22 protein-coding genes, 2 pseudogenes and 1 riboswitch are annotated in these 24,977 nt (G+C 43.6%); of the genes and pseudogenes, 7 read left to right on the top strand and 17 right to left on the bottom strand.

Annotated features, from left to right (window positions below; genetic code table 11):
- The first annotated feature begins 19 nt into the window (after nt 1-19).
- A complete protein-coding gene (locus VM640_RS04295; RefSeq protein WP_325390184.1) occupies nt 20-781 on the top strand; it encodes a threonine/serine exporter family protein in 762 nt (253 codons plus the stop codon).
- Between the two features lie 20 nt (nt 782-801).
- Entirely contained in the window at nt 802-1,248 is a 447-nt protein-coding gene (locus VM640_RS04290; protein WP_325390183.1) for a threonine/serine exporter family protein, read from the top strand.
- 353 nt (nt 1,249-1,601) lie between these two features.
- Here VM640_RS04290 and VM640_RS04285 read toward each other — a convergent pair whose 3' ends face one another.
- The 6 genes and pseudogenes from VM640_RS04285 to VM640_RS04260 all read right to left on the bottom strand — a co-directional run bounded on the left by VM640_RS04285 (nt 1,602) and on the right by VM640_RS04260 (nt 5,791).
- Nucleotides 1,602-2,768 carry a M20 family metallopeptidase gene (locus VM640_RS04285; protein WP_325390182.1) on the bottom strand — a complete coding sequence of 389 codons (1,167 nt, stop codon included), beginning with the start codon at nt 2,766-2,768 and terminating at the stop codon, nt 1,602-1,604.
- Between the two features lie 90 nt (nt 2,769-2,858).
- Complete coding sequence (locus tag VM640_RS04280; RefSeq protein ID WP_325390181.1) at nt 2,859-3,266, bottom strand: hypothetical protein; 408 nt, start codon at nt 3,264-3,266, stop codon at nt 2,859-2,861.
- Nucleotides 3,214-3,802 (bottom strand): annotated as a pseudogene (locus VM640_RS04275) (RNA polymerase sigma factor). Before VM640_RS04275 ends, VM640_RS04280 begins: the two are co-directional and overlap by 53 nt.
- Before the next feature lie 117 nt (nt 3,803-3,919).
- Complete coding sequence (locus VM640_RS04270) at nt 3,920-4,372, bottom strand: endolytic transglycosylase MltG (protein ID WP_325390180.1); 453 nt, start codon at nt 4,370-4,372, stop codon at nt 3,920-3,922.
- Nucleotides 4,369-4,911, bottom strand: a complete 543-nt coding sequence (locus tag VM640_RS04265; RefSeq protein ID WP_325390179.1) for a sigma-70 family RNA polymerase sigma factor — start codon at nt 4,909-4,911, stop codon at nt 4,369-4,371. Before VM640_RS04265 ends, VM640_RS04270 begins: the two co-directional genes overlap by 4 nt.
- A 124-nt stretch (nt 4,912-5,035) precedes the next feature.
- A complete protein-coding gene (locus VM640_RS04260; protein ID WP_325390178.1) occupies nt 5,036-5,791 on the bottom strand; it encodes an N-acetylmuramoyl-L-alanine amidase in 756 nt (251 codons plus the stop codon).
- Nucleotides 5,792-5,979: 188 nt separating this feature from the next.
- Here VM640_RS04260 and VM640_RS04255 point away from each other — a divergent pair, with 188 nt between their 5' ends.
- The 4 genes and pseudogenes from VM640_RS04255 (at nt 5,980) to VM640_RS04240 (ending at nt 7,356) form a co-directional block, all read left to right on the top strand.
- Nucleotides 5,980-6,117 (top strand): hypothetical protein, encoded by a 138-nt coding sequence (locus VM640_RS04255; protein WP_325390177.1) that lies wholly within the window; start codon nt 5,980-5,982, stop codon nt 6,115-6,117.
- Between the two features lie 302 nt (nt 6,118-6,419).
- Nucleotides 6,420-6,713: an autorepressor SdpR family transcription factor gene (locus VM640_RS04250; RefSeq protein WP_325390176.1), complete on the top strand. Its 294-nt coding sequence runs from the start codon at nt 6,420-6,422 to the stop codon at nt 6,711-6,713.
- Nucleotides 6,706-6,873 (top strand): annotated as a pseudogene (locus tag VM640_RS04245) (DUF1648 domain-containing protein); the annotation flags it as partial. The gene VM640_RS04250 and the pseudogene VM640_RS04245, both read left to right, overlap by 8 nt.
- Before the next feature lie 27 nt (nt 6,874-6,900).
- Nucleotides 6,901-7,356 (top strand): SdpI family protein, encoded by a 456-nt coding sequence (locus VM640_RS04240; RefSeq protein WP_325390175.1) that lies wholly within the window; start codon nt 6,901-6,903, stop codon nt 7,354-7,356.
- Nucleotides 7,357-7,910: 554 nt separating this feature from the next.
- On the opposite strand, the gene VM640_RS04235 is transcribed toward VM640_RS04240, so the two are convergent.
- The 11 genes from VM640_RS04235 to atoS (VM640_RS04185) form a co-directional block, all read right to left on the bottom strand.
- Nucleotides 7,911-8,549 (bottom strand): 3-oxoacid CoA-transferase subunit B, encoded by a 639-nt coding sequence (locus VM640_RS04235; protein WP_325390174.1) that lies wholly within the window; start codon nt 8,547-8,549, stop codon nt 7,911-7,913.
- Nucleotides 8,542-9,213, bottom strand: a complete 672-nt coding sequence (locus tag VM640_RS04230) for a CoA transferase subunit A (protein ID WP_325390173.1) — start codon at nt 9,211-9,213, stop codon at nt 8,542-8,544. The genes VM640_RS04235 and VM640_RS04230 overlap by 8 nt, the downstream gene beginning before the upstream one ends.
- A gap of 102 nt (nt 9,214-9,315) precedes the next feature.
- Nucleotides 9,316-10,731, bottom strand: a complete 1,416-nt coding sequence (locus VM640_RS04225) for a short-chain fatty acid transporter (RefSeq protein WP_325390172.1) — start codon at nt 10,729-10,731, stop codon at nt 9,316-9,318.
- A 267-nt stretch (nt 10,732-10,998) separates the two neighbouring features.
- On the bottom strand, nt 10,999-11,439 hold the full coding sequence (locus tag VM640_RS04220; RefSeq protein ID WP_325390171.1) for a sigma-54-dependent transcriptional regulator: 441 nt from the start codon (nt 11,437-11,439) through the stop codon (nt 10,999-11,001).
- A 132-nt stretch (nt 11,440-11,571) separates the two neighbouring features.
- A complete protein-coding gene (locus tag VM640_RS04215; RefSeq protein ID WP_325390170.1) occupies nt 11,572-12,753 on the bottom strand; it encodes an acetyl-CoA C-acetyltransferase in 1,182 nt (393 codons plus the stop codon).
- 43 nt (nt 12,754-12,796) lie between these two features.
- The gene (locus tag VM640_RS04210) at nt 12,797-13,978 is read right to left on the bottom strand and encodes an acetyl-CoA C-acetyltransferase (protein WP_325390169.1); all 1,182 of its coding nucleotides are present in this window, start codon (nt 13,976-13,978) and stop codon (nt 12,797-12,799) included.
- Nucleotides 13,979-14,215: 237 nt separating this feature from the next.
- Nucleotides 14,216-16,192: a methyl-accepting chemotaxis protein gene (locus VM640_RS04205; RefSeq protein ID WP_325390168.1), complete on the bottom strand. Its 1,977-nt coding sequence runs from the start codon at nt 16,190-16,192 to the stop codon at nt 14,216-14,218.
- Between the two features lie 160 nt (nt 16,193-16,352).
- Nucleotides 16,353-16,436: riboswitch (cyclic di-GMP riboswitch) on the bottom strand.
- A 31-nt stretch (nt 16,437-16,467) separates the two neighbouring features.
- A complete protein-coding gene (locus VM640_RS04200) occupies nt 16,468-17,853 on the bottom strand; it encodes a sigma-54-dependent transcriptional regulator (protein WP_325390167.1) in 1,386 nt (461 codons plus the stop codon).
- A 16-nt stretch (nt 17,854-17,869) separates the two neighbouring features.
- Entirely contained in the window at nt 17,870-19,684 is a 1,815-nt protein-coding gene (gene atoS, locus VM640_RS04195; RefSeq protein WP_325390166.1) for a two-component system sensor histidine kinase AtoS, read from the bottom strand.
- Between the two features lie 620 nt (nt 19,685-20,304).
- Complete coding sequence (locus VM640_RS04190) at nt 20,305-21,687, bottom strand: sigma-54-dependent transcriptional regulator (protein WP_325390165.1); 1,383 nt, start codon at nt 21,685-21,687, stop codon at nt 20,305-20,307.
- 11 nt (nt 21,688-21,698) lie between these two features.
- Nucleotides 21,699-23,519 carry a two-component system sensor histidine kinase AtoS gene (atoS, locus tag VM640_RS04185; protein WP_325390164.1) on the bottom strand — a complete coding sequence of 607 codons (1,821 nt, stop codon included), beginning with the start codon at nt 23,517-23,519 and terminating at the stop codon, nt 21,699-21,701.
- 797 nt (nt 23,520-24,316) lie between these two features.
- Here atoS (VM640_RS04185) and VM640_RS04180 point away from each other — a divergent pair.
- Complete coding sequence (locus tag VM640_RS04180) at nt 24,317-24,799, top strand: helix-turn-helix domain-containing protein (RefSeq protein ID WP_325390163.1); 483 nt, start codon at nt 24,317-24,319, stop codon at nt 24,797-24,799.
- The last annotated feature ends 178 nt before the right edge of the window (nt 24,800-24,977 follow it).

The raw sequence follows: 24,977 nt of genomic DNA, 5'->3' as shown, positions 1-24,977 counted from the left end.
AATGAGACGGAGGAATAATATGGTGGCTCCGATTACTGATATTATGGAAGTCTGCTTGTTAGCAGGAAAGGTGATGCTTCAGAGCGGCGCGGAAACCTACCGAGTAGAGGATACAATGAACCGGATTGCTCGAGCGTGCGCCCTCAATGAAGCTCACAGTTACGTTACTCCGACCGGCATCTTTCTTTCCATCCAAGGCGAAACTCGCGAGGCGGAGCAGACAAGATTTCTGCGTATTTCGGAACGCCTTATTGATTTGAATAAAATCGTCATGGTTAATGATATTTCCCGTAAAATAAGCGAGGGAGATATCTCCCTCAACGAAGCTTACCAAAGTCTACGTGAAGTAGAAAAAGCCAACCCCCTATACTCTACTTGGCTTCAACTTCTCGCAGCCGCCTTCGCCAGCGGATTTTTTGCGATGATGTTTGGTGGTTCCTGGGCTGATTTTGGTTCCGCCTTTCTCGCTGGTGGAGCAGGTTATCTGATCTACCTAAACGCCAGTAAAATGGTGGAAGTTAAGTTTTTTGCAGAAGTTCTAGCGTCCTTTATTATTGGAATAATCGCCTATTTCTTATACCATCTGGGTTGGAACTCCCATATTGATAAAGTCATCATCGGCTCACTCATGCCGCTGGTTCCTGGGGTACTCATCACGAATGCAGTTCGCGATCTGATGGCCGGAGATCTTGTCTCCGGTCTGGCCCGTGGTGCTGAGGCTTTTTTTACGGCTTTAGCTGTAGGTACTGGCATCGCAGTTGCGCTCTCCCTGCTTAGCTAATTGAAAGGAGCTGCTACTTCATGAATGCTGCAACTTTTTATTCAAGTTTCATTGCCACGATGGCCTTTGGAATTTTATTTAATGTTCCCCGCCGTTCTTTGGCTAGTGGTGGCTTAGTAGGTATGCTCGGCTGGGTCATTTATACCAGCCTGATGGCCTACTTTCAGGTTGATATGGTGATAGCGACCCTAATTTCTGCGTTTAGCATTGCAACTCTGAGCCAATACTTGGCACGCTACCACAGAATGCCTGCTACCCTTTTTAGTGTAAGCGGGATCATCCCTTTAGTCCCTGGCGGGTTGGCCTATGACACAATCCGTAAGCTCATGGAAAATAACTATGCCGAGGGAATTCAACTCGGAGCCAAAACCCTGATGCTTGCTGGGGCCATCGCATTCGGGCTCATCTTTTCAGGTGTACTCACGAACACGTTGCACCGGTTCAAACAGGCGAATCAGGAATCTTAGAGACCGCTGCCAGCGGATATAGAAGACTTAGCTTGTGCCAAGCGTAGCGCAGGCAGAAGGCTTAGTTGCCTTATCCTGCCGAATATAAAGACTTGCATCGTAGGATAAAGAAAACTTGGCTTGTGCCAAGCGTAGCGCAGGCAGAAGCTATAGTCGCCTTATCCTGCCGAATATAAAGACTTGCATCGTAGGATAAAGAAAACTTGGCTTGTGCCAAGCGTAGCGCAGGCAGAAGCTATAGTCGCCTTATCCTGCCGGACTTAAAAGCATGCATCGAAGGGTAAAAATGGGGCGTACCAGAAATCAACTTTCTGGTACGCCCCATTCATTGTTACGTGCACCTGTAACTCATGTTAGTTTTTTTGATTGAACTCTCGCTTTATTTTCTGCAGGAGTTTGGGATCATTTAAAACATCCCAGCCAGTCAAAGCCAAAGATTCGATAGCCAATAAGAGTAAATGCTCGCCGGACGGTGAAACAACAGCCTCGGCAAAATCACGAGTATGAGGAACATCCATCCCTTTTCCCAAGGCGAGATACGGATGAATGGCCGGAACCACCCGACTTACATTTCCCATATCGACTGAGCCCATCGCAATCTGGGGAGAAGCGATTTTCTTAATTCCCAATTCCCGCAGATTCTGGGCAAAGGATTCGGCCATCGTCCGATTCGTCAACATATCATCATAAGAAAATTCAAACTTACGCCAGGTCACTTGGGCCGAAACCATGGACGCCGCTTCTTTGGCACAACGGATAACCTTCTCCCGCAATTCATCTAAGGTCATACGACTGCGTGCCCTTAGATAAAAGCGAGCTACAGCTTTCTCGGGAATAATATTCGGCGCGGTGCCTCCTTCGGTAATAATTCCATTGATGCGTGCATCCGCTGAAATCTGTTTCTTCAGGGTATTAATACGATTGAAAAAATTAATCATAGCATCGAGCGCATTGACTCCATATTGCACTGCCGCGGCCGCATGGGCTGACCGTCCAAGGAAGGTGAATTCCAAAGCATCGAGAGCTAAAGTCGTGATTTCGGAGACATTTTGACTTCCCGGATGAAACATCATTGCTGCATCAACAGTATCAAAGATCCCCTTTTCCACAAGGGTTACTTTTGCCCCACTCGTTTCCTCAGCCGGAGTACCAATAACCCAAATCTCACCCATCAATTCTTCACTTTTACTTAAGACTATCCCAGCCCCCGCACTTGCAGCCCCGATTAAGTTATGTCCACACCCATGACCCACTCCGGGCAGGGCATCATACTCGGCTAAAAAGGCAATTCTTGGTCCTGGCTTTTTCCCCTGGAATCGGGCAATGAAGGCTGTCTCTAAACCGGCTACAGGGCGCTCTACTTTAAAATCATGACGGATTAAAAACTGGGTCAGCACGTCAACCGCAAAATACTCTTGATAACCTAACTCTGGGTGTTCTCCGATCTCATGAGCTACATTCCATGCTTCCTGGTTGAGAATATGAGCCTGATCCTTGAAGAATTTTTTGATTCCGTCCATGGAACATCCCCATCTCTTTTCTCTTTGCTCGTTCTTTCTTCTTGAGCTTTCTATTTCGAGAATGATTTTCTAATTGTATTTTCCACTCCTTTACTCTTTCACCTGCATCTTATGTCGTATTCCATCAAATAGAACCCAGGCAAAAGCAATCCCCACGAAGGGCCAGACATATTGCCGCCAGAGATATTCCAAACCCAGGATAAGTTGGCTAAGCAGCCTCCCCTGTTGTCGAAACCACTCTGGAGCATGACTGATTAAGCTAAGTAGCCACTCCCCTTCAAACCAGATCAGACCAAAAGATCCTAGACCCGCAGCAAGCAAAACGACAAGAAGAAAGACTCCCCATTTCCGACGCTGCGCCACCAGGATCTTGGCTTGGAAATCAATCGGACTGGCTAGGACCTGGGTCATGACTCCCGTTTTCAAGTTCCCTAAGGAAGCTTCATTAATGGGCTTCTCTTGAAATAATTGGGTCCACATAGTGTCCGTTCCGTTCATCACAGCCCCTCCTTTCCATAATCTGACGCAGTTTTTCTTTACCTCGATGTAAATGAGTCTTCACTGAGCTAACAGGTATATTGAGGACTAAGCTAATCTCTTCATAAGACAGTTCCTGTTGATATCTTACTTAAATAAAGCACCTGTCGGTAATGTGCTGGAAGCTCGTTCAAAACCTCCTGCACTTGAGCCGCCCGTTCCTTAGCCAGCCATGCTTCTTCCGGACCCTCCTGATCGTCGACAAAATTCTCATTAAGAGGTACCGGAACTTCCTTCTTTTTCTTTCTCAACAGGTCAATAGCCTTATTCCTGGCAATAGCATAAAGCCACGCTCGAAACGTGTGCACCGGAGAATACTTCCAAAGATTACGATAAGCTGCGAGGAAGGCTTCTTGGGTACAATCCAGAATCTCCTCGTCATCATGCAGAATTCCTCGCAAAAAATAAATTAATGGCTTCTGATAGCGCTCAACGAGATGCGCATAATATTCATGTTTTCCAGAAAGGACCTGTCGAATCAGATCCTGATCATCCATCTCATAAGCCGCTCCCATCTACCCGCTTTTCTTCTTTTAACTGTATCACGTTAATAATACGTAAATATCCACTTAAAAGTTTCACCTTTATGCTGAGTAGATATCCACCTGTCAAATCTACTTAATGAGCTGATTAATTATATCGTCAATGGAAAGCCCAGGTACGAGTTCATACGTACCCGCTTTAAATCGGTTTTCGAGTTTTCTGGTTTTAGCAATCGCCAAAAAATCTTCTTTGTTCTGAATCCAACCCTCATTTTGAAGAAGTTGAGCAATCTTGTCTGCACTCGCACCCGGGGGAATCACAACGCTCTTTTTAGCCTGAGTCGTATTATTCTCGGGTGCTGATTTTTCCGAACTTTGAGATTCTTGGGCAGAAGATGCAGGTGTTTGTGAGGATGGGCTTGCTGTAGCTGTGGATAAAGTTTCTACAGGTGAACTCGCTGCAGCTGCAGTAGCTCCCGCCGTACTCGGACTCTTCGCCGTAGCCGGGTTAAAGAGTAACGCTAACATAGCACTCAAAATCAGGCCCGAACCCAGTCCGAGCAGATATTGGCGTGAAATTTTCATCTTTGTCCACCTCGAGGATAGGTTCTTAAAACCATATTTACTGCATCTTGGCTGATCGCAAGGTGGCCTGCAATTTCTAAGGTTGACCATCCTTGTTCATGAAGTTGCATGACCCCGCGGTATTTATCAGAGAGAACCTGGGGAACCGATCTTAGATCATCTTCTATCCTCGGTTCAAAGGCTTGTTCCGAAGTGACACGCTTGCTTAAATCCGGAATAACTTCCTCCTGTACGGCCTCCTGTTGCAAGGCCTTCAGTAAAGCATGTCCTCTTTGCCAAAGTTGATCTACCTGCTCAGGCTGCTCTTCAGCTTTTAATCCCAAGGTTTTCCGTTCTTCAATTCGCCTCTCATGATCCTCCAATCGGGTCCCTGTTTCCTGCAGTTCTGAGCGGATATACCCGATATCCCGCTTCACGCCAGCTATTCCTTTCAGCGCAGCTATAAGCTCAGGACTCGTAGTCGGTGGATTGCCAAGTCTCCAAGCCGCAAGCAAAACTATGACTCCGAGCGTAAATAATAAAATCGGCAAAAAACTCATGATTATTCTCCCTGCATTTTCCGTAAATGCCCCTTTGACTTAAATCTAATTCTGTAGATATTCGGGACAATGCAAGTGTTTCCTTCTTTTCGTAAAATCCAGGCTTCAAAAAGCAATCCATTTTTCAGGGTGATTGAGGCAATGAATTCTGCGACTTTCCTAAATAATTGGCAAGCCCTTGATAAACGGCTACAGCGAGTTGCTGTTGATAATTCGAGTCATTTAACTTCTGCTCTTCTCCAGCATTGGACATGAAGCCCAGCTCGATTGTTACAGCCGCCCGATTTGCCTTTTTCAAGATAAATAGCTCTTGATTTCCTTTAGCCACCCGCTTCCCCCCAGTCAAAGAATTAAGCTGCTCTTGAATGCATTGAGCCAGAAGCTTACCTTCTGCGGAATTCGCATAATAAAAAACCTGAGCCCCCGTTAATTTTTCATTTGGGAAACTATTAGCATGGATACTTAAATAGACATCAGCCTGCATATCATTGGCAAGCTGGATTCGTTGGGCAAGATCCTCTCGTTTCCTTTTGAGCAAGCCCTGGGCTGTCCCTAAATCCACATCCTCTTCTCGTACCATAATGGCCTTGCCACCGGCCTGCTGCACAAGAACTTTTAACCGTTTGGAGACAGCCAAGGTAATATCTTTTTCCAAAGTGTTATTTTTACCAACTGCGCCAGGATCCACCCCACCATGCCCAGCATCGATCAAGATGGTCTGATTCCCGACGGTCCAACTCCAACTTTTTTGATCATGGGGGTAGAGCTTCCATGCCACGCCACCTAATAATAGCGCCATAACTAGCAAGCCAAGAATTATCCGTTTTCTCAGCTGTTTATGCTTCCCTTGCTGGTACCACTCGTCCCGCTTTTGTCTCATGCACATCCTCCTTCCCTCATGTCCTGTAAAAACCATATGGGAAAAAGGCTTGGAATTATGCATGGCAGGCAAAAAAAAAGCGATAATCCCTTCTTTTCTGGTTTCGCCCGAAATAATCAGGGAGAGAAGCTAATAAAGCAGATAATTTTGTGCACAATATATTTATATAATTGAAAGCAGGTGAACTTATGGGTGAAGACGTTCGAGACCGTATGGATCTAGGAACTTGGGGGACTTTTAGAACAGGTTGGTGGGTACTCCACATCGTTGGTATCGTTGCTGTAGGCTATATAGGGTATTGGTTAGGAACTAGCATGTTCAGGTAAATGAGAATATTATATGAACTTGGAAATGGTAAAATCCCCAAACCACAAGGGTTTGGGGATTTTACCATTTCCTGATAACTAACGTTTAGAGAATTGATAACCCAATAACATCAACGGTTTTAGCCCGAAATAAAGTGTTCAATGGATTTAGATAAAACTTCTTTAGGTACTAAAATAACTATTGTTTTTTTCTGTCTAAGATGTATAATCTAATCATATGATTAGACAGTTGTTGAATTATCTAATTATAGTTGTGGCCATGAGTACCATTAGAAATTTTCTAATAGGAGGAATATCGTTCAATGCTTGAACTACCATTTAAAGCACTCGCAGACCCAACAAGGCGAGAAATTATTTTATTACTGAAAGAACGAGATTTGACAGCTGGAGAAATTGCTGAACATTTTGACATGTCTAAGCCAAGCATCTCCCACCATCTTAATGCATTAAAACAAGCTTTGTTGGTAACAGATGAGCGTAAAGGTCAACATATCTATTATTCGTTGAACACGACAGTATTCCAAGAAGTAGTTAAATGGTTTTTTAATGCAGCACATATCAATGAAGGAGGGTCTGAAGATGTAAAAGATAAGTAGTATTTTAAAGAAAGATTGGCTAATTTTAATTCTCATTATTTTAGGCCTTGTACTGGAAGTATATTTTTATCCATCGCTTCCTGACAAAATACCTGTTCATTGGGACGTAAACGGAGAAATTGATGGTTATGGAAGTAAAATATTTGGAGCATTCGCACTTCCGTTGATAAATTTAGGAATGTATATAATGTTTCTTGTACTTCCTTATATAGATCCCAAAGGTAAAAATTATGCCAAATTTGATTCTACCTATCAATATTTGAAGTATCTATTAATTATTTTTTTCCTTGGGCTGGAGGTATATACACTTCTATTAGCTACAGGGGTTATAGTTAATAAACCTATTTATATTGGAATTATGATTTCATTGCTATTTATTTTACTTGGAAATGTAATGGGTCGATTTAAGTACAACTATTTCGTAGGATTCAGAATCCCTTGGACTTTAGCTAATGAGGAAGTATGGAGGAAAACCCACCGACTGGCTGCTCCGTTATGGGTAATAGGGGGTATCATGAATCTATTATTAAACGTGATAGGTACAAATTTAATGGGAATTGGTGTAATGATTAATGTGGCCGTAATTATAATTGTACCAATAGTTTATTCATATTTTACCTATCAGAAGATTGTTAAAGAATAGAACCTTTGCTACTTTAATGAATAATGCGGGAGCGTAAGTATATTGAAGAACTAAAGAAGGCAATTGACCTTATCTATTTTTTTGTCTATTACATTATGAATTCCAGAGATTTTTACAGAGTCTTCGAATAAAGAAAATCCCCAAACCACAAGGGTTTGGGGATTTTGCGTTTTCCTGATAATTAACGTTGGTAAGTGTTGGAATTAGATGTTGAGGACTCCAGATGGAAAGAATGAGCGGCTGCTCTCATCAGTTTGGTAAAATCAGTTCCTGCACTGGCGGTAGTCTGTGAGTCTGTGAGTCTGTGGTTGCAGCCGCTGTAGCCGGATCTGTAGCTGTAGGTTGGACGCTGAGTGTTTCATGCCTTAGGTTATAGGTGGAACTGCTGGTATGGCCGTTGCCGTCGGTGGCAGAGGTTAAGTTACCGACCGCATCATAGCCATAGGCTGTGGTGTCGACCATACAAAAGGGCCCAACCGCGAAGGTAAGGCCCATTTATGCAAAGAATATTTTATCTGCCTGCAACACGTTCTGAAAATACCCTTCGTATACACTTATGCTGATAATAACGTCGCTTCCGTAGCTACCTGAACATCCTCAAAGGTGAGTCCCGGTGCAATCTCCCTAAGCACAAGGCCCTTTGGAGTCACTTCGATAACACCCATTTCAGTAATGATTAAATTGACTTGTTTAGCAGCCGTCAACGGTAAGGTGCATTTCTTTAATACCTTCAACCCTCCGTTTTTGGCACAGTGCTCCATCATCACAATGACCCGGCGTGCTCCAACGACTAAATCCATGGCTCCCCCCATACCCGGAACCATCTTGCCAGGAATCATCCAGTTCGCCAGATTACCTTCTTGATCGACCTGAAGTGCACCCAAGACTGTAACGTCAACATGTCCTCCTCTAATAATCCCAAAGGACGTAAAACTATCAAACGTACTTCCACCCGTTAGGATGCTTGCATTTTGTCCGCCCGCATTGACGATGTCTGGATCTTCCGACCCTGCGTCTGGGCTAGGTCCTACGCCTAAGAAACCATTTTCAGATTGTAGAATAATGTTGACACCTTCTGGTAAGTGGTCGGCAACTTTAGTCGGCATTCCGATTCCCAAGTTAACCACGTCGCCGTTCTTGAATTCCTGTGCCACACGTTTAACTAACCATTCCATCCGTTCTTGCTTATCCAACTTTAGCCACCTCCTGAGGTACTAGCACCAGGTAATCCACAAAGATTCCAGGCGTAATGACTTCATCAACTGGAATTTCACCCACTTCCACGATCTCTTCAACCTGCGCAATCACTATCTTTCCAGCTGTAGCCATGAGAGGATTAAAATTACGAGCAGAACCGTGATAGACTAAATTTCCAGCTTTATCGGCCTTCTTCGCTTTGATGAGCGCAATATCAGCACTTATAGGCAGTTCTAAGAGGTATTCATTTTCTCCTACAACTATCTTTTGTTTTCCTTCTTCAATCACTGTCCCAATTCCAGTCGGAGTTAAAACTCCGCCCAGACCGGCACCGGCGGCCCTAATTTGCTCCGCTAAGGTTCCTTGCGGAACGAGTTGAACTTCCATTTCACCAGAATTCATTTGATTTCCCGTTTCTTTGTTTGTCCCAATATGGGTAGCAATAACCTTCTTAAGGCAGTGGTCAACTACGAGTTGTGACAATTCATCACCAAGGATTCCTGTGTCATTCGCAATCAGCGTCAAGTCTTTTGTACCCTGTAAACGAATGACTTCAAGTAGCTTTCTGGGCGCTCCACACCCGATAAAGCCGCCAACCATAATCGTCATTCCACTTTCAACTTTACGCACAGCTTCTTCTGGACTGATAATAACCGTCATTAGCTTCAACCTCCTTATTGCGTACTGGCGTCATAGCGTCAGTTTTTGTACAGAAGACTTCAGATGGAGTTTGAAACTCCATCTGAAGTCAGTTACCTTTACTTACATCATGATCGGTGGTACATATTGCATGGTATAACCCAGAAGCCATACCATGATGAGGACGACCGGAGCATGGAAGATAAGTTGTAGGAACGAGAATCCTGCCAAGTCACGCGCTTTAACGCCCATAACACCCATCAAAGGCAACATCCAGAATGGATTGATGAAGTTAGGTAAAGCTTCGGCAGCATTGTAAATCTGAACAACCCAACCCATGTTAAAATGCAACTGTTGAGCAGCTGAAAGAATATAAGGTGCTTCAACAACCCACTTCGCACCGCCGGAAGGAAGTAAGAATCCAAGAATAGCGGAGTATACACCGACAATAGGTGCAAACGTGTGTCCATTAGAAACAGAGACGAAGAAGTTCATCAGTACTTCATTAAGACCAGATCCCATCAAAATTCCGAAAATACCTGCATAAATTGGGAATTGGATGAGTACTGAACCGGTAGCCGGGACAGCTTTGGCACAAGCATTCAAAAATGCCCGAGGACTCTTATGAAGAATCATACCTAACAACAGGAACAATAAGTTATACGTGTTTAAGTCAAGTGCGGCAATAGGACCTTTCTTACTAATAACATCAATGAGATAAAGTGCACCAAGAACAACAATAATAATTGTTAAAACTGGGCTGTACTCTGGCTTTTCTCCTGGACGTGTAGGCTTCCCAACAATAATTCCATTATCACCGTATTGAATACCGGCAGAATCTGCGGTTTTGGAATGTTTGCCATCCGGTGCGGAGAAGTAGCAGATTGTAACAGAAAGGGTAATTAAGACGATAACCATAACTCCGCTTTGCCACGTGAAAATGGTTTGGCTCAGAGGAATAACACCACTGATCTTATAGAGTGCAGCGGGGATTGATGACTTAGTGGCCATCTGCAAGGCAGCTGACGAAGATAAACCCAATGCCCAGATGCTTCCTAATCCGAGATAACCAGCTGCACCCATAGCCCGATAGTCAACATCTTTAACCCTTTTACTCACTTCTTTAATTAAGACCCCACTAAAGATGAGGCTAAATCCCCAGCTCAGCAGAGAAGCGACCATGGCGAAAAACGCGACAAAGGCTACAGCTCCTTTTGCGGTCTTCGGCACTTCAGCTAATTTTTCAATGAGTCGATGCACAGGTGCGGACATTGCTACAACATAACCCGAGATAATAACAAATGCCATCTGCATCGTGAAGGGAACCAAGCTCCAATAGTTAGCACCAAAGTCGACTCCGATTTGCATGGGCGACCGACCCATTGCCAGTGCGGCAATGGTTACGATGACAACAGCGAAGCATGCAAAAACGTAGGCATCAGGGAACCATTTTTCACTCCATTCTGCAAGGGCGCCACCCATGCGTTCCATAATATTGGGTTTTTCATCCGAATGACTTAAATTTGATTGCAGTGCCATTAGTATAATTCCCCCTTTTATAAAATAGGTTTTTAAATAATGAATGTAGAATTACTACTTTATTTCTTGTCCCACCACCTTTCATATCTATATATAGCAATCTTTGTGCCAGCTCTGGAAAACAACTCAAATAAATAAACTCGCTCGGGAAATGCCTTTCCCGAGCGAGTTTCACTAATTTATTGAATTATACTGGTCAGGGCACTAGAGAGAAAAATCATCGAAAGGTGTGAAATGCTTTACCCACACGTGCATAAATCTGCGCACTCAGAATTCCTTTTTGTTCTGATTAAGGATTTTAACCTTCTGGAATAGCTGTTCCACTTCACAGGTCAAACGCTTCATGCGAATAGCCCGTGCTACATAAAACTTTACTTGTTCCACGTTAAACGGTTTCATGATATATTCGAAGGCCCCACGTTTCATGGCCTCCACAGCATCCTGCCCGCTCCCATAAGTCGTCATCAATATGATGGGCAAGTTAGGTTTAATTTTATGAATTTCGCTAAAAGCCTGTAACCCATCCATTTGAGGCATACAGATATCTAAAATCACAGTTTCATATTCCCTGCTTTTAACCATTTCCAATGCTTGAATACCGTTCTCCGCTGTATCCACCTCGTACCCATCTTTACTCAGTACCGTATCAAGCACCAAGCGTAAACTCTGCTCGTCGTCTGCTATCAAAATATGACCTTTGCTTGACACCTTACTTTTCCCTCCTCGGTACAGTTATGAGAACCTGAATATGGGACTCATTAATCCGTTCTGCCGGTTACACTAAGGGGGAACCCTGACGGGTTCCCCCTAAAGTATGGATTTCTAAGAATTTGCTGCACTCTAATCGCGCTCGACGATTAAGGCGATGCCCTGACCTCCACCAATACAAAGTGTCGCCAAGCCGCGCTTTGCTTTAAGCCGTTTTAATTCATGCAGGAGGGTTACCAAAATACGGGCACCGGAAGCTCCAATTGGATGCCCCAAGGCAATCGCTCCACCATTGATATTGGTCTTTGCCATGTTCAGTTTAAGTTCCTTAGCCACTTCTAAAGTCTGTGCTGCAAAAGCCTCATTAGCCTCTACTAGATCTATATCTTCTATGGTCAACCCAGCCTTGTCTAGTGCTTTGCGGCTAGCCGGGATTGGTCCAATCCCCATGATTTTCGGATCGACACCTGCCGAAGCATAAGATCGGATGGTCGCTAAAGGAACAAGTCCTAAAGCTTCAGCCCTCTCTTTGGCCATAACAACTACGGCCGCTGCACCATCATTAATCCCGGAAGCATTTCCAGCCGTAACCGTTCCTTTTTTTTTGAAAGCTGGCTTTAGTTTTGACAGAGATTCATACGTCGCGCCAAAACGTGGAAACTCATCCTGATTAATAATGATAGGCTCACCCTTACGTTGGGGGATGCTGACAGGGACAATCTCTTCGTTGAATTTTCCTTCTTTAATAGCCTGTTCAGTGCGATTTTGGCTACGGACAGAATAACGATCCTGTTCCTCTCGAGTGATACCATACTGTTCGGCCACATTCTCTGCCGTTACACCCATGTGGATATCATCGAAAGCATCCATCAAGCCGTCCTTAAGAAGGCTATCGTAAATTACATCATTCCCCATCCGGTAGCCGCTGCGTGCTTTGGGCAGAAGATACGGGGCTAGGGACATGTTCTCCATTCCACCAGCTACCACGATATTAGCGTCGCCGAGTAAGATGGATTGAGCCGCACAAATAATCGCTTTTAACCCAGAACCACATAGTTTATTCATCGTCCAAGCAGGAGTCTCCTGTGGAATGCCCGCATATATGGCCGCCTGACGAGCAGGGTTTTCCCCTTGCCCGCCTTGTAACACGTTGCCCATAATCACTTCTTCGACTTGGTCAGGGGTTATCCCCGCCCTGACGATAGCTTCACGTATCGCTATAGCACCTAACTCCGTTGCTTTAGTTTGCGCAAATACACCGTTAAACGAGCCGACAGGCGTACGTACTGCACTGACAATTACGGCTTGCCGCAAAATTCATCCCTCCAATACTTCAGATAAAATTCTAACCAACCTTCTACTGCCGTTCCACGATCATGGCAATACCCTGTCCACCACCAATACACAGCGTAGCCAAACCACGTTGTGCTTGACTTCGTTTCATCTCATGGAGTAAGGTAACTAGGATTCGAGCGCCGGAAGCTCCAACTGGATGACCTAACGCGATAGCTCCACCGTTGATATTGGTTTTTTCTTGCTCAAGTTCAAGCTCTTTGCTGACTTCTAAGGTTTGCGAAGCAAAAGCTTCGTTCGCCTCGACAACATCGATATCATCGATAGTCAAGTTTGCTTTGAGCAGAGCTTTACGCGTAGCGGGAATTGGACCTGTCCCCATGATGAGTGGATCAACCCCTGCCGAAGCCCAAGAGGTAATCACGGCTAGTGGAGTGAGTCCGAGTTGTTCAGCCTTTTCTTTACTCATCACCACAACAGCAGCAGCCCCATCATTAATACCCGAAGCATTTCCTGCCGTCACTGTTCCGCCTGTCTTAAATGCCGGTCGCAGTTTAGCTAATCCTTCATAAGTCGCACCAAAACGAGGAAATTCATCCAGCTCGACAATAATAGGATCGCCTTTTCGTTGGGGAATACTTACCGGTATAATCTCTTCCACAAATACGCCTGACTTAATCGCTTTTTCTGCCCTGTTTTGACTTCGAACTGAATAGTTATCTTGATCTTTGCGGGTAATTCCAAACTTCTCAGCGATGTTTTCAGCGGTAATACCCATGTGAACATTATGAAAAGCGTCAGTCAAACCGTCATTGATCATCGTATCCACGATAACTTCGTTTCCCATACGATATCCTGTCCGAGCCTTTGGTAAAGCATAAACCGACTGCGACATGCTCTCCATACCACCCGCGACAATGACTTCAGCATCTCCGGAAATAATCGCTTGAGCTGCACAAACAACCGCTTTAAGACCGGAACCACACACTTTACTCACAGTCCAAGATGGAACCTCTTGGGGAACCCCGGCTTTCATCGCCGCCTGGCGGGCTGGATTTTGGCCTTTTGCCGCGGATAAGACATTACCCATGATCACTTCTTCAACGTCAGTCGGAGCGATCCCGGCACGGCTGATAGCCTCTTTAATCACAATTGCACCTAAATCTGCAGCAGTAACCTGGCTTAGTGCCCCATTAAAAGAACCGATAGGTGTTCGAACAGCACTAACGATAACGACATCTTTCATTTTGAAGTTCCTCCTTGTATTTAATCTAGGACTGGAATAGGACTGAGCCTCTAACCTAAACTAAATATATAGCAAACTTCATGCCAGCTTTGGCGTTTTTAGAATAATAACCCGTCAAAGCCTGTCAATGCCTCATTTTTCGTTAATCGCCCTGTCCAAATACCCACCGGTTTTTTGTATTTTTCACCGAACCTGTGAAACTATTTCACTCTGGAGTGCAATAAACTGCGCACGTAGTTAAATTTTGAACTGGGCCACTGCACCTTGTAAACTCTCTGCCATCCCATTAAGGTCTTGACTCGCCTGCGCTATTTCCTGAAAAAACGCCAGTTGTTCTTCTGTCGAAGCAGATACGGATTGAACCTGTGCAACCGCATCCTTACTTACATTACTTAAACGATCAATTGACGTTGTAACACGCTCACTGTCGCGTTCTACTTGACGAACTATCTGGTATATGTCCTTAATCTGCTCTGAAATCGTGTTAACCGATACTGAAATATCACTAAAGCTGGTCGCCGCGGTTTCCACCACTTCTGCCCCTGTCTCAACTTCCTTCGTCCCTGCTGTCATGGCTTGGACCGCCTGATCCGTGTCCCCTTGAATTTGCCGGATGAGGACCGAAATCTGTTTTGTTGCCTCCGCTGACTGCTCAGCCAACTTGCGCACTTCATCCGCGACAACAGCAAAACCCCGACCCTGTTCTCCGGCACGTGCGGCTTCGATGGCAGCATTAAGGGCTAAAAGATTGGTCTGTTCGGCAATTCCAGAAATGGCGTCCACAATATTTCCAATCTCGTTCGAACGATCCCCAAGTTTGAGAACGAGCTTAGCCGCCTGTATGACCACATCTTGAATACGATTCATCTGGTTTATGGCCTTGTCCACCGCATCACTCCCCGTTTGAGTTGCAAGCAGCGTCTTTTCAGAAAAATCTACCACCTTGTCCGTATTGCTGATCGCATGTTGAATGCTGTCCTGAATCTCTGACATAGCTTGCTTAGCTTCATCAATAGTCGTAAGTTGATGTTCAGCACCAACGGCAACCTGAGACAGAGAGATAGCGATCTGGTCACCTGCCTGCGCTGATTGTTCAGCGCTAATCGCCAAATGGCCCGCTGAGGTCACAACGTGTTCCGCTGAATTGGCAACATGCCCCACTAACGAATGAAGATTTTTGACCATTGTCTGGAGTGCTTCAGCCAGACGACCAATTTCGTTTTTGGCTTTAATATCAATCTCGGTTTGACTCAAATCGCCTTGAGCAACCCGCTCGGCTTGAGCTTGTAAATTAGAAAGCGGTTTAGTAATCTGATTCGTTAAGCCCACCAAAGCAAGAAAGGCAATCAGGAGCAAAATAACTGCTGTTATAACTGAGGAATAAGCAAGGGATACCAAAGGACCTAGGAACTCAGTTGTTGAAGCATTAACCGAAAGGGCCCAGGTCACACCAGGTATTGGCGCATAAGCTAACAAACTATCTGAACTGTTCAGCTTATCTTGAAGAAGACCGGTTTCCCCCTTAAGCATTTTCTGATATCCTGCCTTAAGTGTTGGATCGAGTTTGGAATCTTGTAGAGGATTATATTTCATCACCTGTTCTTGGTTTAGGTGGGCAATTGTCATCCCATTGCTTTGATATAAGGATGCATAGCCCGTCTTCCCCACTTTAATCTCCGTTGTCCTGCGCGACAATTCATCCATTCTGACATTTCCGCCCAAGATCGCGACTATCTTGCCATTTTGCTTAATCGGCACCGCTATGACGAACGCCATTTTACCATCGGCCTTGCCCAGAAGGGGATCGGAGATAACGGTTTGACTCGTTTTCATCAGTTCTTGATAATAGTCTCGTTCACTAATGCTTCCTGTGGTCCCCGCGGGTGAGTACCAACTTCCTTTTTCATCAGATACCCAAAATGTGCTGTAATCCGGTAGACGTTTCAATTCTGTGCTTAAATAGTTCTTAATTGCGGTCTGATCACCCATTGACATTACCGGAGCATTTGCGATTGTTTCCAGTTCACCCTTTTGAATACTAATCCATGCACCCAAATCCTTGGCCGCACCTTGGGTGGTTAACGTCATTGTCTGGTTCAGATCACTCATAATTATGTTTCTGGTGTTAATGTAATTAATAAGCGTGAGAACACTAAGTGTTAATACAAGAATCATACCTAGAAATGTAATAAATACTGTCTTAATACTGCGCAAAATAAAACCCTCCTTTTTTTATAAAGAAAACCCGGCTTTCGCCGAGCTTTGCGAAAGCGAAAACCGCTGGTTGCACTTATGCTATCTGCCAAAAATTTATACTTTCTGTTAGTATAAAAAAAGCCATACTCCTTTGGGTATGGCGACAAAGATAGCATCTTTCGGTAGCCTGGCAGTCATTACTCTAAGTAGAAGACCCATAGCTTTGCGTCCATAGCTTTCGCTATGTTTGCCTTTATCGCAGAGTATATTCTTAACGAGTGGAACCTCTTATCTTAGTTGTTCAGCTTATGCTCTTGAATCTTATAAATTAATGCGCGACGAGAGATCTCTAGCAGCTTAGCCGCATGAGCTCGATTACCACCCGTACAGTTGAGGGCTTTGATAATATGATTTTTTTCTGCATCTGCTAGAACACTTCGCAACGGATGAAAGGCTTCCGAACTTTCCTTAGGCGAAATCTCCGTTTCTTCAGACATAAAATGAGGAGGTAGATTTTCGGGCATAATGACTTTCGAGTTACTCATGATCAGAGCATGTTCAACGGCATTTCCCAATTCTCGGACATTGCCAGGCCACAAATAGTGACGAAAAATATCAATAACCTCCGGGGAAAAGACCACGCCTACACGCTGTGCTTCCAAGGCAAACTGATTAAGAAAATATTGTGCCAGTAAAATAACGTCATCTCCGCGCTCACACAAGGGAGGAAGATAAATGGAGACAACATTGAGACGATAGTATAGGTCCTCCCGGAAACGCTTTTCGACAATTTCCTTCTCCAGATCGCGATTGGTCGCCGCGATAACACGAACGTCAGCCACATAAGTCTGGGTGCCCCCAACCCTTTCGTATTCATGCTCCTGCAATACTCTTAAAAGTTTAACTTGTAAATTAAGGTTCATCTCCCCTATCTCATCAAGAAAGATCGTACCTCCCTCAGCAAGTTCAAATTTACCCAGTTTTTGATTAATCGCACCCGTAAAGGATCCCTTCTCATGCCCAAATAAGTCGCTCTCCAACAAACCTTCAGGTATTGCTCCACAATTCACTTGGATGAATGGTTTCTGCCAGCGGTCACTGACAAAATGGATAGTTTTGGCAACCATACCTTTCCCCGTACCCGTACTGCCGGAAAGAAGTACAGTCGCTTTAGAGTTCGCCACCTTGCCGATGCTCTTATAAACTTCCTGCATTTTGAGGCTCTCTCCAATTAATCTGCAAGGTCCGGTAGGCTCTTGGCTTAAAGCTTGAACCTCTTGCGTAAGATACTCTACCTCCCGATTCAGATTCAATAAGTGTATTGCCCTAGCAATCAAGATTTTGACTTCCTCCACGCTAAAAGGCTTAATGACGTAATCAAAGACACCGCGTTTCATCGCTTCGACAGCAATCTCAGCCGTACTATAAGCTGTCATTAAAATCACGGGCAAGTCTGGCTTTTGTTTGTGTATTTCATCGAATGCCTGGAGTCCATTCATTTTCGGCATCCGGATATCTAATAATGCTGCTCCATAGTCTTCGTTTAAAGCCATTTTCAAAGCCTCTGCACCATTATCGACAGAGTCTACTTTATAACCGGCTTTACCTAAGACTGTCTCCAGCACCATGCGCAAGCTCGGCTCGTCATCAGCAATCAAAATCTTCGTTTTTTCCGGCATATTTATTCCTCCATCTTTAAGCTTCGGTAGTATACGGTAAGAATAACGTGAAGGTGGTTCCTCCCCCCTGTTTACTCTCAACTTTAAGATGTCCATGATGAATTTCCACAATCTTGTTGCTCACTGCCAAGCCTAATCCAGTTCCCCTATCTTTAGTTGTATAAAAAGGATCAAAAATCCGCGGCAAATCTTCAGGGCTAATTCCACTCCCTGTATCAATGACGTCAATAGTTATCCCCTCCTCAACCTTCCTCGTTCTGACTTTTACTTCCCCTCCCTGAGGTGGAAGCGCCTGTGCAGCATTGAGTAACAGGTTGACCAGGACTTGCTTAATCAGCCCGGAGTCAACCGAAATCATAGCCAGGTCCGGTTCAAAATCCTTAATTAAAACAACTAAATCCTTTTTAAGACTAGGGGAGAGCAACGCGAGCGTCTCGGAAACCAGCTTATTCGGATCAATTCGCGAAATATAGTTTTTCGAAGGTTTGGCAAAGTAAAGTAGATCTTCAACAATCCCGTTTATTCGGGTGATCTCTCGAACAATGACATCCCCAAACATTCTCGACGGATTGTCTTTAGGTATTTCATCCAAAAGAATTTCGACACTTCCTGAGATAGCAGCTAAGGGATTTCGGATCTCATGGGCAACCCCTGCAGCCAATTCGCCAATAGCGGCCAGCTGGTCGATTCTCCGCACCCAGTCTTCAAAAACCTTGCGTTCAGATAAGTCTTTAAATACAATAACCGCCCCTAAGATATGCTCTTTATTGCGCAAGGTGGACGTACTGACACTCAAAGGTACTGTTCTTCCATCATTCCGCGTAAAAACAACTTCATTACCAATAAAAACCTTGCCGGTGTCCAATGTTTCCAAAATCAACGTTTGAAAACTCATCTGATCTACTAAAACTTCAAACCAATTCTTACCAATATCCTCTTTTTCAAGACCACTAATTCTTACCGCGGCATCATTAACATTCGTCAATTTCCCGGTCTTATCAAGGGTGATAACTCCATCTACCATACTCTCCATAATCATATCTGTATGAGACCGCGATTTCTCCAGGCTGGCTGCCATATCGTTAATTGCTTCAGTTATTTCTCCAAATTCACCATTACAGATGGGCATACGATATTCAAAGTCGGAACGGAGACGTCTTAAACCTGCAATAATTCTTTGGACTGAAGATGAAACATTATTAGCGATGGTTAAGACGATGCTTAGCCCAACAATCAGCGCTATACCCAACGTCAGATACATGACCATTTCCATGGAACGGATTTGTTCATCCACACTCTTGGTTAACTCGTTAGCCCAAGCATAACCAATGATCCGGCCATTACGTTGCAGGGGTATCATGGCATTTAGAATTTGTCCACGAACCATTTGTCCTCGTGCTGCCTCAGGGATCCCTTTCACCATGACTTCCCTGCCCTTATGTTCTGGGGCTATGGGTTCACCCATCTTACTGGAGAATTCGCTGCTGGGTCCGTAGGTAATAATTGCATCTAGATCTTTAGAATAATAACCTGCGCCTACTCCAGGAATAGACGCGACAATTTGATCCGTGACCTTGACCAATTTGGAATTCAAGATCGTAATTTTTTCGCGATCAGGCAACTTCTGCTCATCTTTTGTTAAAAGGCTATCATAATCCCCGGGCAGATTGATATCTAAAGAATGAGCAATACCAAATAGTTTGCTTTCCTTTTCGGCTATAAGGGAATGTTCCGCCCTCTGGATTAAAACATAGCCGGAGCCTAAAATTGGAATAACAACAGCAAGCGTTAGAATAAACATCAGCTTTACACGTAAACTTAAACCTCTCATTCAACATCCTCCCAAGGGGTCACTTAAATATATGGATTACTTTGAAGGTTTTGAAAGTTAATTATGCAAGAAGGATGCCACTCGTCATATTGTCTACTTGGAATGTGAAAGAGCAGGTCCATTGTGATTTTTAATAATACATTTTTTGTGATTTAGGAAGAAAGCGTGAAAAATTTTACACACTGTGCAATAATTGTTCACCTATAATTTCGCAACCATCCGAAATAGCACTATTTTCTTGACCAAATATCCAATAGAGAATTTGGGTAAAAAGAACCGACGGCACAACTGAATAATCCATAATAAGACTGCTGGCCGGATAATATAAGAACGCCGGTCTGAATTAAAGAGAATAATCCTAGATGGCAAGCTGCGTGAAAACGAGTTGCAAAAGTAAAGAAAACCCGGCTTTCGCCGAGCTTTGCGAAAGCGAAAACCGCTGGTTGCACTTATGCTATCTGCCGAAAATTTATACTTTCTGTTAGTATAAAAAAAGGGAAAGCCATCGGTAACTCCAAAAAGGAGTTGATAATCGATGGCTTTCCCAAATTCGACTATACCTTTTGAAAAAATGCTAACGAAATTTGTAACCGATGAAGATCCCATGCGGTGTTTCACCACTAGTTTAATTGATGCTGCTGAATCTTATAAATCAAAGCACGCCGTGATATTTGCAGCAGTTGTGCTGCTTGAGCGCGGTTCCCTCCCGTACGCTCTAAGGCCTCGGCAATTGCTGCCTTTTCAGTCGCCGCCAGAATCTCCCTTAAGGGCTGAGTGAAATGATGGTCCTGTCCTTCTGTATCTCCAACTTCCTCTCCTAGGAGGGTTATTGGAAGATGTTCCGGCAAAATCACGGTCGAATTACTCATAATTAAGGCATGCTCGACAGCATTTCCTAGTTCCCTAACATTTCCAGGCCAAGCGTAATTCATAAAAATTTGAAGGACTTCAGGTGAAAATGCAATCTTAGTTCGACCACTTTCTAGACTATAGCGACGCAAAAAATATTCCGCTAAAAGGCGAATGTCCTCTCCACGTTCCCTCAGTGGGGGTATATGAATTGATACGACATCTAACCTATAATATAAATCCGCTCGGAAGTTATCTTCGGCGATTTCTTTTGTCAAATCTCGATTTGTCGCAGCTAGGACTCGTATATTTGCATTTAAGGTCTGACTTCCTCCAACCCGTTCAAATTGCCGCTCTTGCAAAACTCGTAATAGTTTGACTTGTAAATCCAAACCCATCTCCCCAATCTCATCAAGGAAAATAGTTCCCCCTTCTGCCATTTCAAACTTTCCTAGTTTTCGACTTATCGCTCCGGTAAAAGCGCCTTTTTCGTGTCCAAATAATTCGCTTTCCAATAATCCCCCTGGAATAGCACCACAATTGACTTGGATAAACGGTTTTTCCCTTCGCTCGCTATTATAGTGAATACTCCTCGCGACTAACCCTTTTCCTGTTCCAGTCTCTCCAGTTAATAAAACCGTTGCTTTAGTGGGAGCAACCCGCCCGATATTCTTATACACTTCCTGTATCTTCGGACTTGAACCGATTAATCTCGAACAACCATTAACCTCTTGCGACAGGGTCTGTACCTCTTGGGTTAAGTTCTCAACCCGCTGAGCCATAGATTTCATATAAATTGCCCGATCCACTAAAATCTTGACTTCATCTAAATTAAAGGGTTTAGTGATATATTCAAAGGCCCCCCGTTTCATCGCTTCAACCGCAATCTCTACACTGCCAAAAGCCGTCATTAAAATTACAGATAAATCGGGTTCTAGGTTATGAATCTGATAAAAGGCCTCGAGTCCATCAAGTTTAGGCATTCGTATATCTAAAAGTACAACCTCATACTCTTTCTCCTGAACATTCTTTACCGCATCAACCCCGTTACTCACCGTTACCACAGTAAAACCTGCTTTCGTCAATGCGGCCTCAAGAACCAAACGCAGACTTTCTTCATCATCAGCAACTAAGATACTTCCACGACTAGCCATGGCTTGTCCTCCTACTCAGTCTCTTCCGTTTTTCCTTCGTTCTCTTCATACGGTAAAAATATCGTAAAGACAGTTCCTCTCCCAACCTCACTCTCGACATGTAAAAAGCCATGATGAACTTCGATAATCTTACTGCTCACTGCTAATCCAAGACCCGTACCCCGTTCTTTGGTTGTAAAAAAAGGATCGAAAATTCGTTCAAGGTTTTCAAGGGCAATTCCTTCTCCTGTATCTTGGATTCTAATTTTTACGCCCTTCGACTCTGTCTGGGTTGTCACGATTATTTTTCCTTCCTGTTCTGGCAGTGCTTGAATCGCATTTAAAATAAGATTAACAATTACCTGCTTAATCAGTCCGGCATCGACAAGAATTGGCTGAACAGACGGATCCAAGGATACTTCTAAAGAAACCAAATTCTTCTTCATGCTTGGTTTAAGCAGCTCAATTGTTTCAGAAATGAGTTCATTCGGTTGGATTTGAGCAATAATATTTTTTGATGGCCGAGCAAAATAAAGAAGGTCTTCGATGACGATATTGAGACGTGAGACTTCTTTTAAAATCACACTGCCAAAATTTCGCGCTGCGTTATCCTCTGCAATTTCGTCCAGTATAATTTGAACACTTCCTGAAATCGCCGCCAGCGGATTCCGAATTTCATGGGCTACCCCCGCGGCTAGCTCTCCTACAGCAGCTAAACGATCCACTCGACGGACACGTTCTTCAAACAGACGACGCTCGGTCACATCTTTAAAAACGAGAACCGCCCCCAATATTTTGTCTTCATTATGAAGTAAAGATGTACTTACACTGATTAGGACACTTCCCCCACCCCTATGTGGAAAACTCGCCTCATAACCGATAAATGTTTTCCCTGTATTAAGCGTCTCCAACAACCAACTCCGAGTACGAATATCCGAATAATCCGTCCCGATAATTTCTTTACCCCAACCTGTAATTCGGATAGCTGCAGCATTAATGGCCGTAACTTTCCCCGCATTATCGACCGTAATAATGCCATCCGCCATACTCTCCATTATAATCTCGTTATGACTCCGCGTATTACGAATACTTTGAGCCATACCATTCACTGCCTCAATGATTTCACCAAACTCTCCTGATGCAGCAGGTAGCCGATAGTCTAAGTCTGATCGAATTCTCCTTAATCCCATCACAATATGTTGGACAGAGGCTGAGACAATGCTGGCTAAAGGTAAAGTAATTCCCAGTCCGAGAAGTAACGCCAATCCAAGGAACATATACATGGAAGTTTCCATCTTCTGAATCTGTTCGTCAATGTTTTGTGTTAATTCATTAGCCCACACGTACCCAATAACCCGCCCATTGCGAATTAAAGGTACCATCGCGTTTAAAATATCTCCACGAATCATAGGCCCCTTTACCGCTAAGGGAATTCCTCTGTCCATTACTTCCCTTCCTTTATGATCCTGAGCAATGGATTTCCCAATAGTATCCATATACTGTGAATTTGGTCCATAAGTGATAATCGCATCCCAATCCTTCGAGTAATAACCAGCTCCGACTCCTGGATTAGCCATTACGATTTTCTCCGTTATATTCTTCAACCGTTCGTTAGAAAGTTTGATTTTCTCACCACGTGACAAGTTTTGCTCTTGCACAGTTAATATGCTATCAAAGTCACTGGGGAGGGCTGCATCCAACATGCGGGCAATTCCGAATAACTTATTTTCTTTCTCACTCATCAATGCTTGCTCGGAATGATGAATCAACAGAAATCCGCTTCCAATTAACGGTACCGTAACAGCAAATGCGAGAATGAGCATCATCCTTAAACGCAGACTTCCTTTTTTCATAATTCCCTCACTTCTTCGTTTTATTTGATGTAATGGAAATAGCTTTTAACTCTTCATTTATTGTTAAATATTACATGACAATGATTGACCTGCAAAGCGTCTTCGGCCATCATTCGGCTCTATACCTCAGTTTCACTACTGGAACACGTCATGCAAAATCTACCCTTACAACGATAAGGTTTGTTTCCATAACTCCATCATACCAAACTCGCAAGTAAAGGGGAAACCCCCACAAAAAAACTTATACTTTCTAATATATTGTATGTTAGGCAGGGTCCTGAATTAGGATATATAAGAAAGATCCTAAAGTGGCTCTCGGGCACCCTATTGTCATTGCGATTTAAAGTTTTAAGTCTAGAATAAGGCTTCACAGCCTTGGAGGATAGATTTTCGTAAGAAATAAAGTAAGTATTAAACGTATTAAACGTATTAAACGAATCATGGGTTATGCCAGTAAAGGTATCACCGAAAAAGTTTATACGCACAATGGCATACTGAACTTAAAAAATTCATGGGTTTTTAGAGAGACTTAAAAATTAGAAAATCCCCCAAACCGTAAGGGTTTGAGGGATTCGTGAATCTCTGATAATTAACGTTTGGAAAATTGAAACTCCTTATATATAAGGAGTTTCAGGCATTTTTGTCTATTACCCGTATATTATAGATAATACCCTATAACAATGCGCAAAGGCTTATTCCACCTATCTCGTAGCCTTTTTTCAATCTTCCTCGCTTACTAGCGAGGTGTTACTGCTCAATCAAGTTCTTGACAAAATTGAACAATTCGAGGTAGCTACATGCACAACCGTGCAGTTCACAATATGGGGATTTTATATATTAAAAAGGAAGTTTTACCTCCCTGGCAGACTGGAATTACTCTGGTTGGAAATACTGTAGGTACTCGCATTCGGCGGGCAAGGATCGCTATGAATATGACAATTAAAGATCTCGTAAGGGCCAGTGGGTTAAGCGAATTCACAATCATTAACATTGAGCATGACAAAGAAAATCCCTCTTTACCCACGCTTAAGATTTTAAGTAATACATTGGGGATAACTGTTTCCGAGCTGGGATCCTTTAATTTATTACCTGAGAACACGATCCCGGAAAAACTAACGAAAGCACGACTGATGCTCGGTATGAATAAAACTCAATTCGCCAAGTTTGTTGGGGTAGATCAAACTACTGTTAGGTTCTGGGAACGCGGCAAGCAAGCACCCCAAAAGAATTGCCTAAAAAACTTAAGCTTGAAGATTTTAAACTTAGGATTCAAATTGTAAAACAGAAAAGTATATTTTAATAAAATGCCTTCCTTATTAGAGGTTGTTACAAAATAACGAAAAATATTAAACTGGCAAACAGACGTACTTAAATTCTGACGTTTTAGTTGGCTTTAAAACCCTCGTGGGATGTGACTTAGATAAGAACTAGAGATATTGACAAAAACCTCCTCAAAAA

It is taken from the genome of Desulfitobacterium sp., assembly GCF_035539115.1.
Lineage (GTDB): Bacteria > Bacillota > Desulfitobacteriia > Desulfitobacteriales > Desulfitobacteriaceae > Desulfitobacterium_A.
This window is presented reverse-complemented; position numbering and strand designations above follow the sequence as displayed.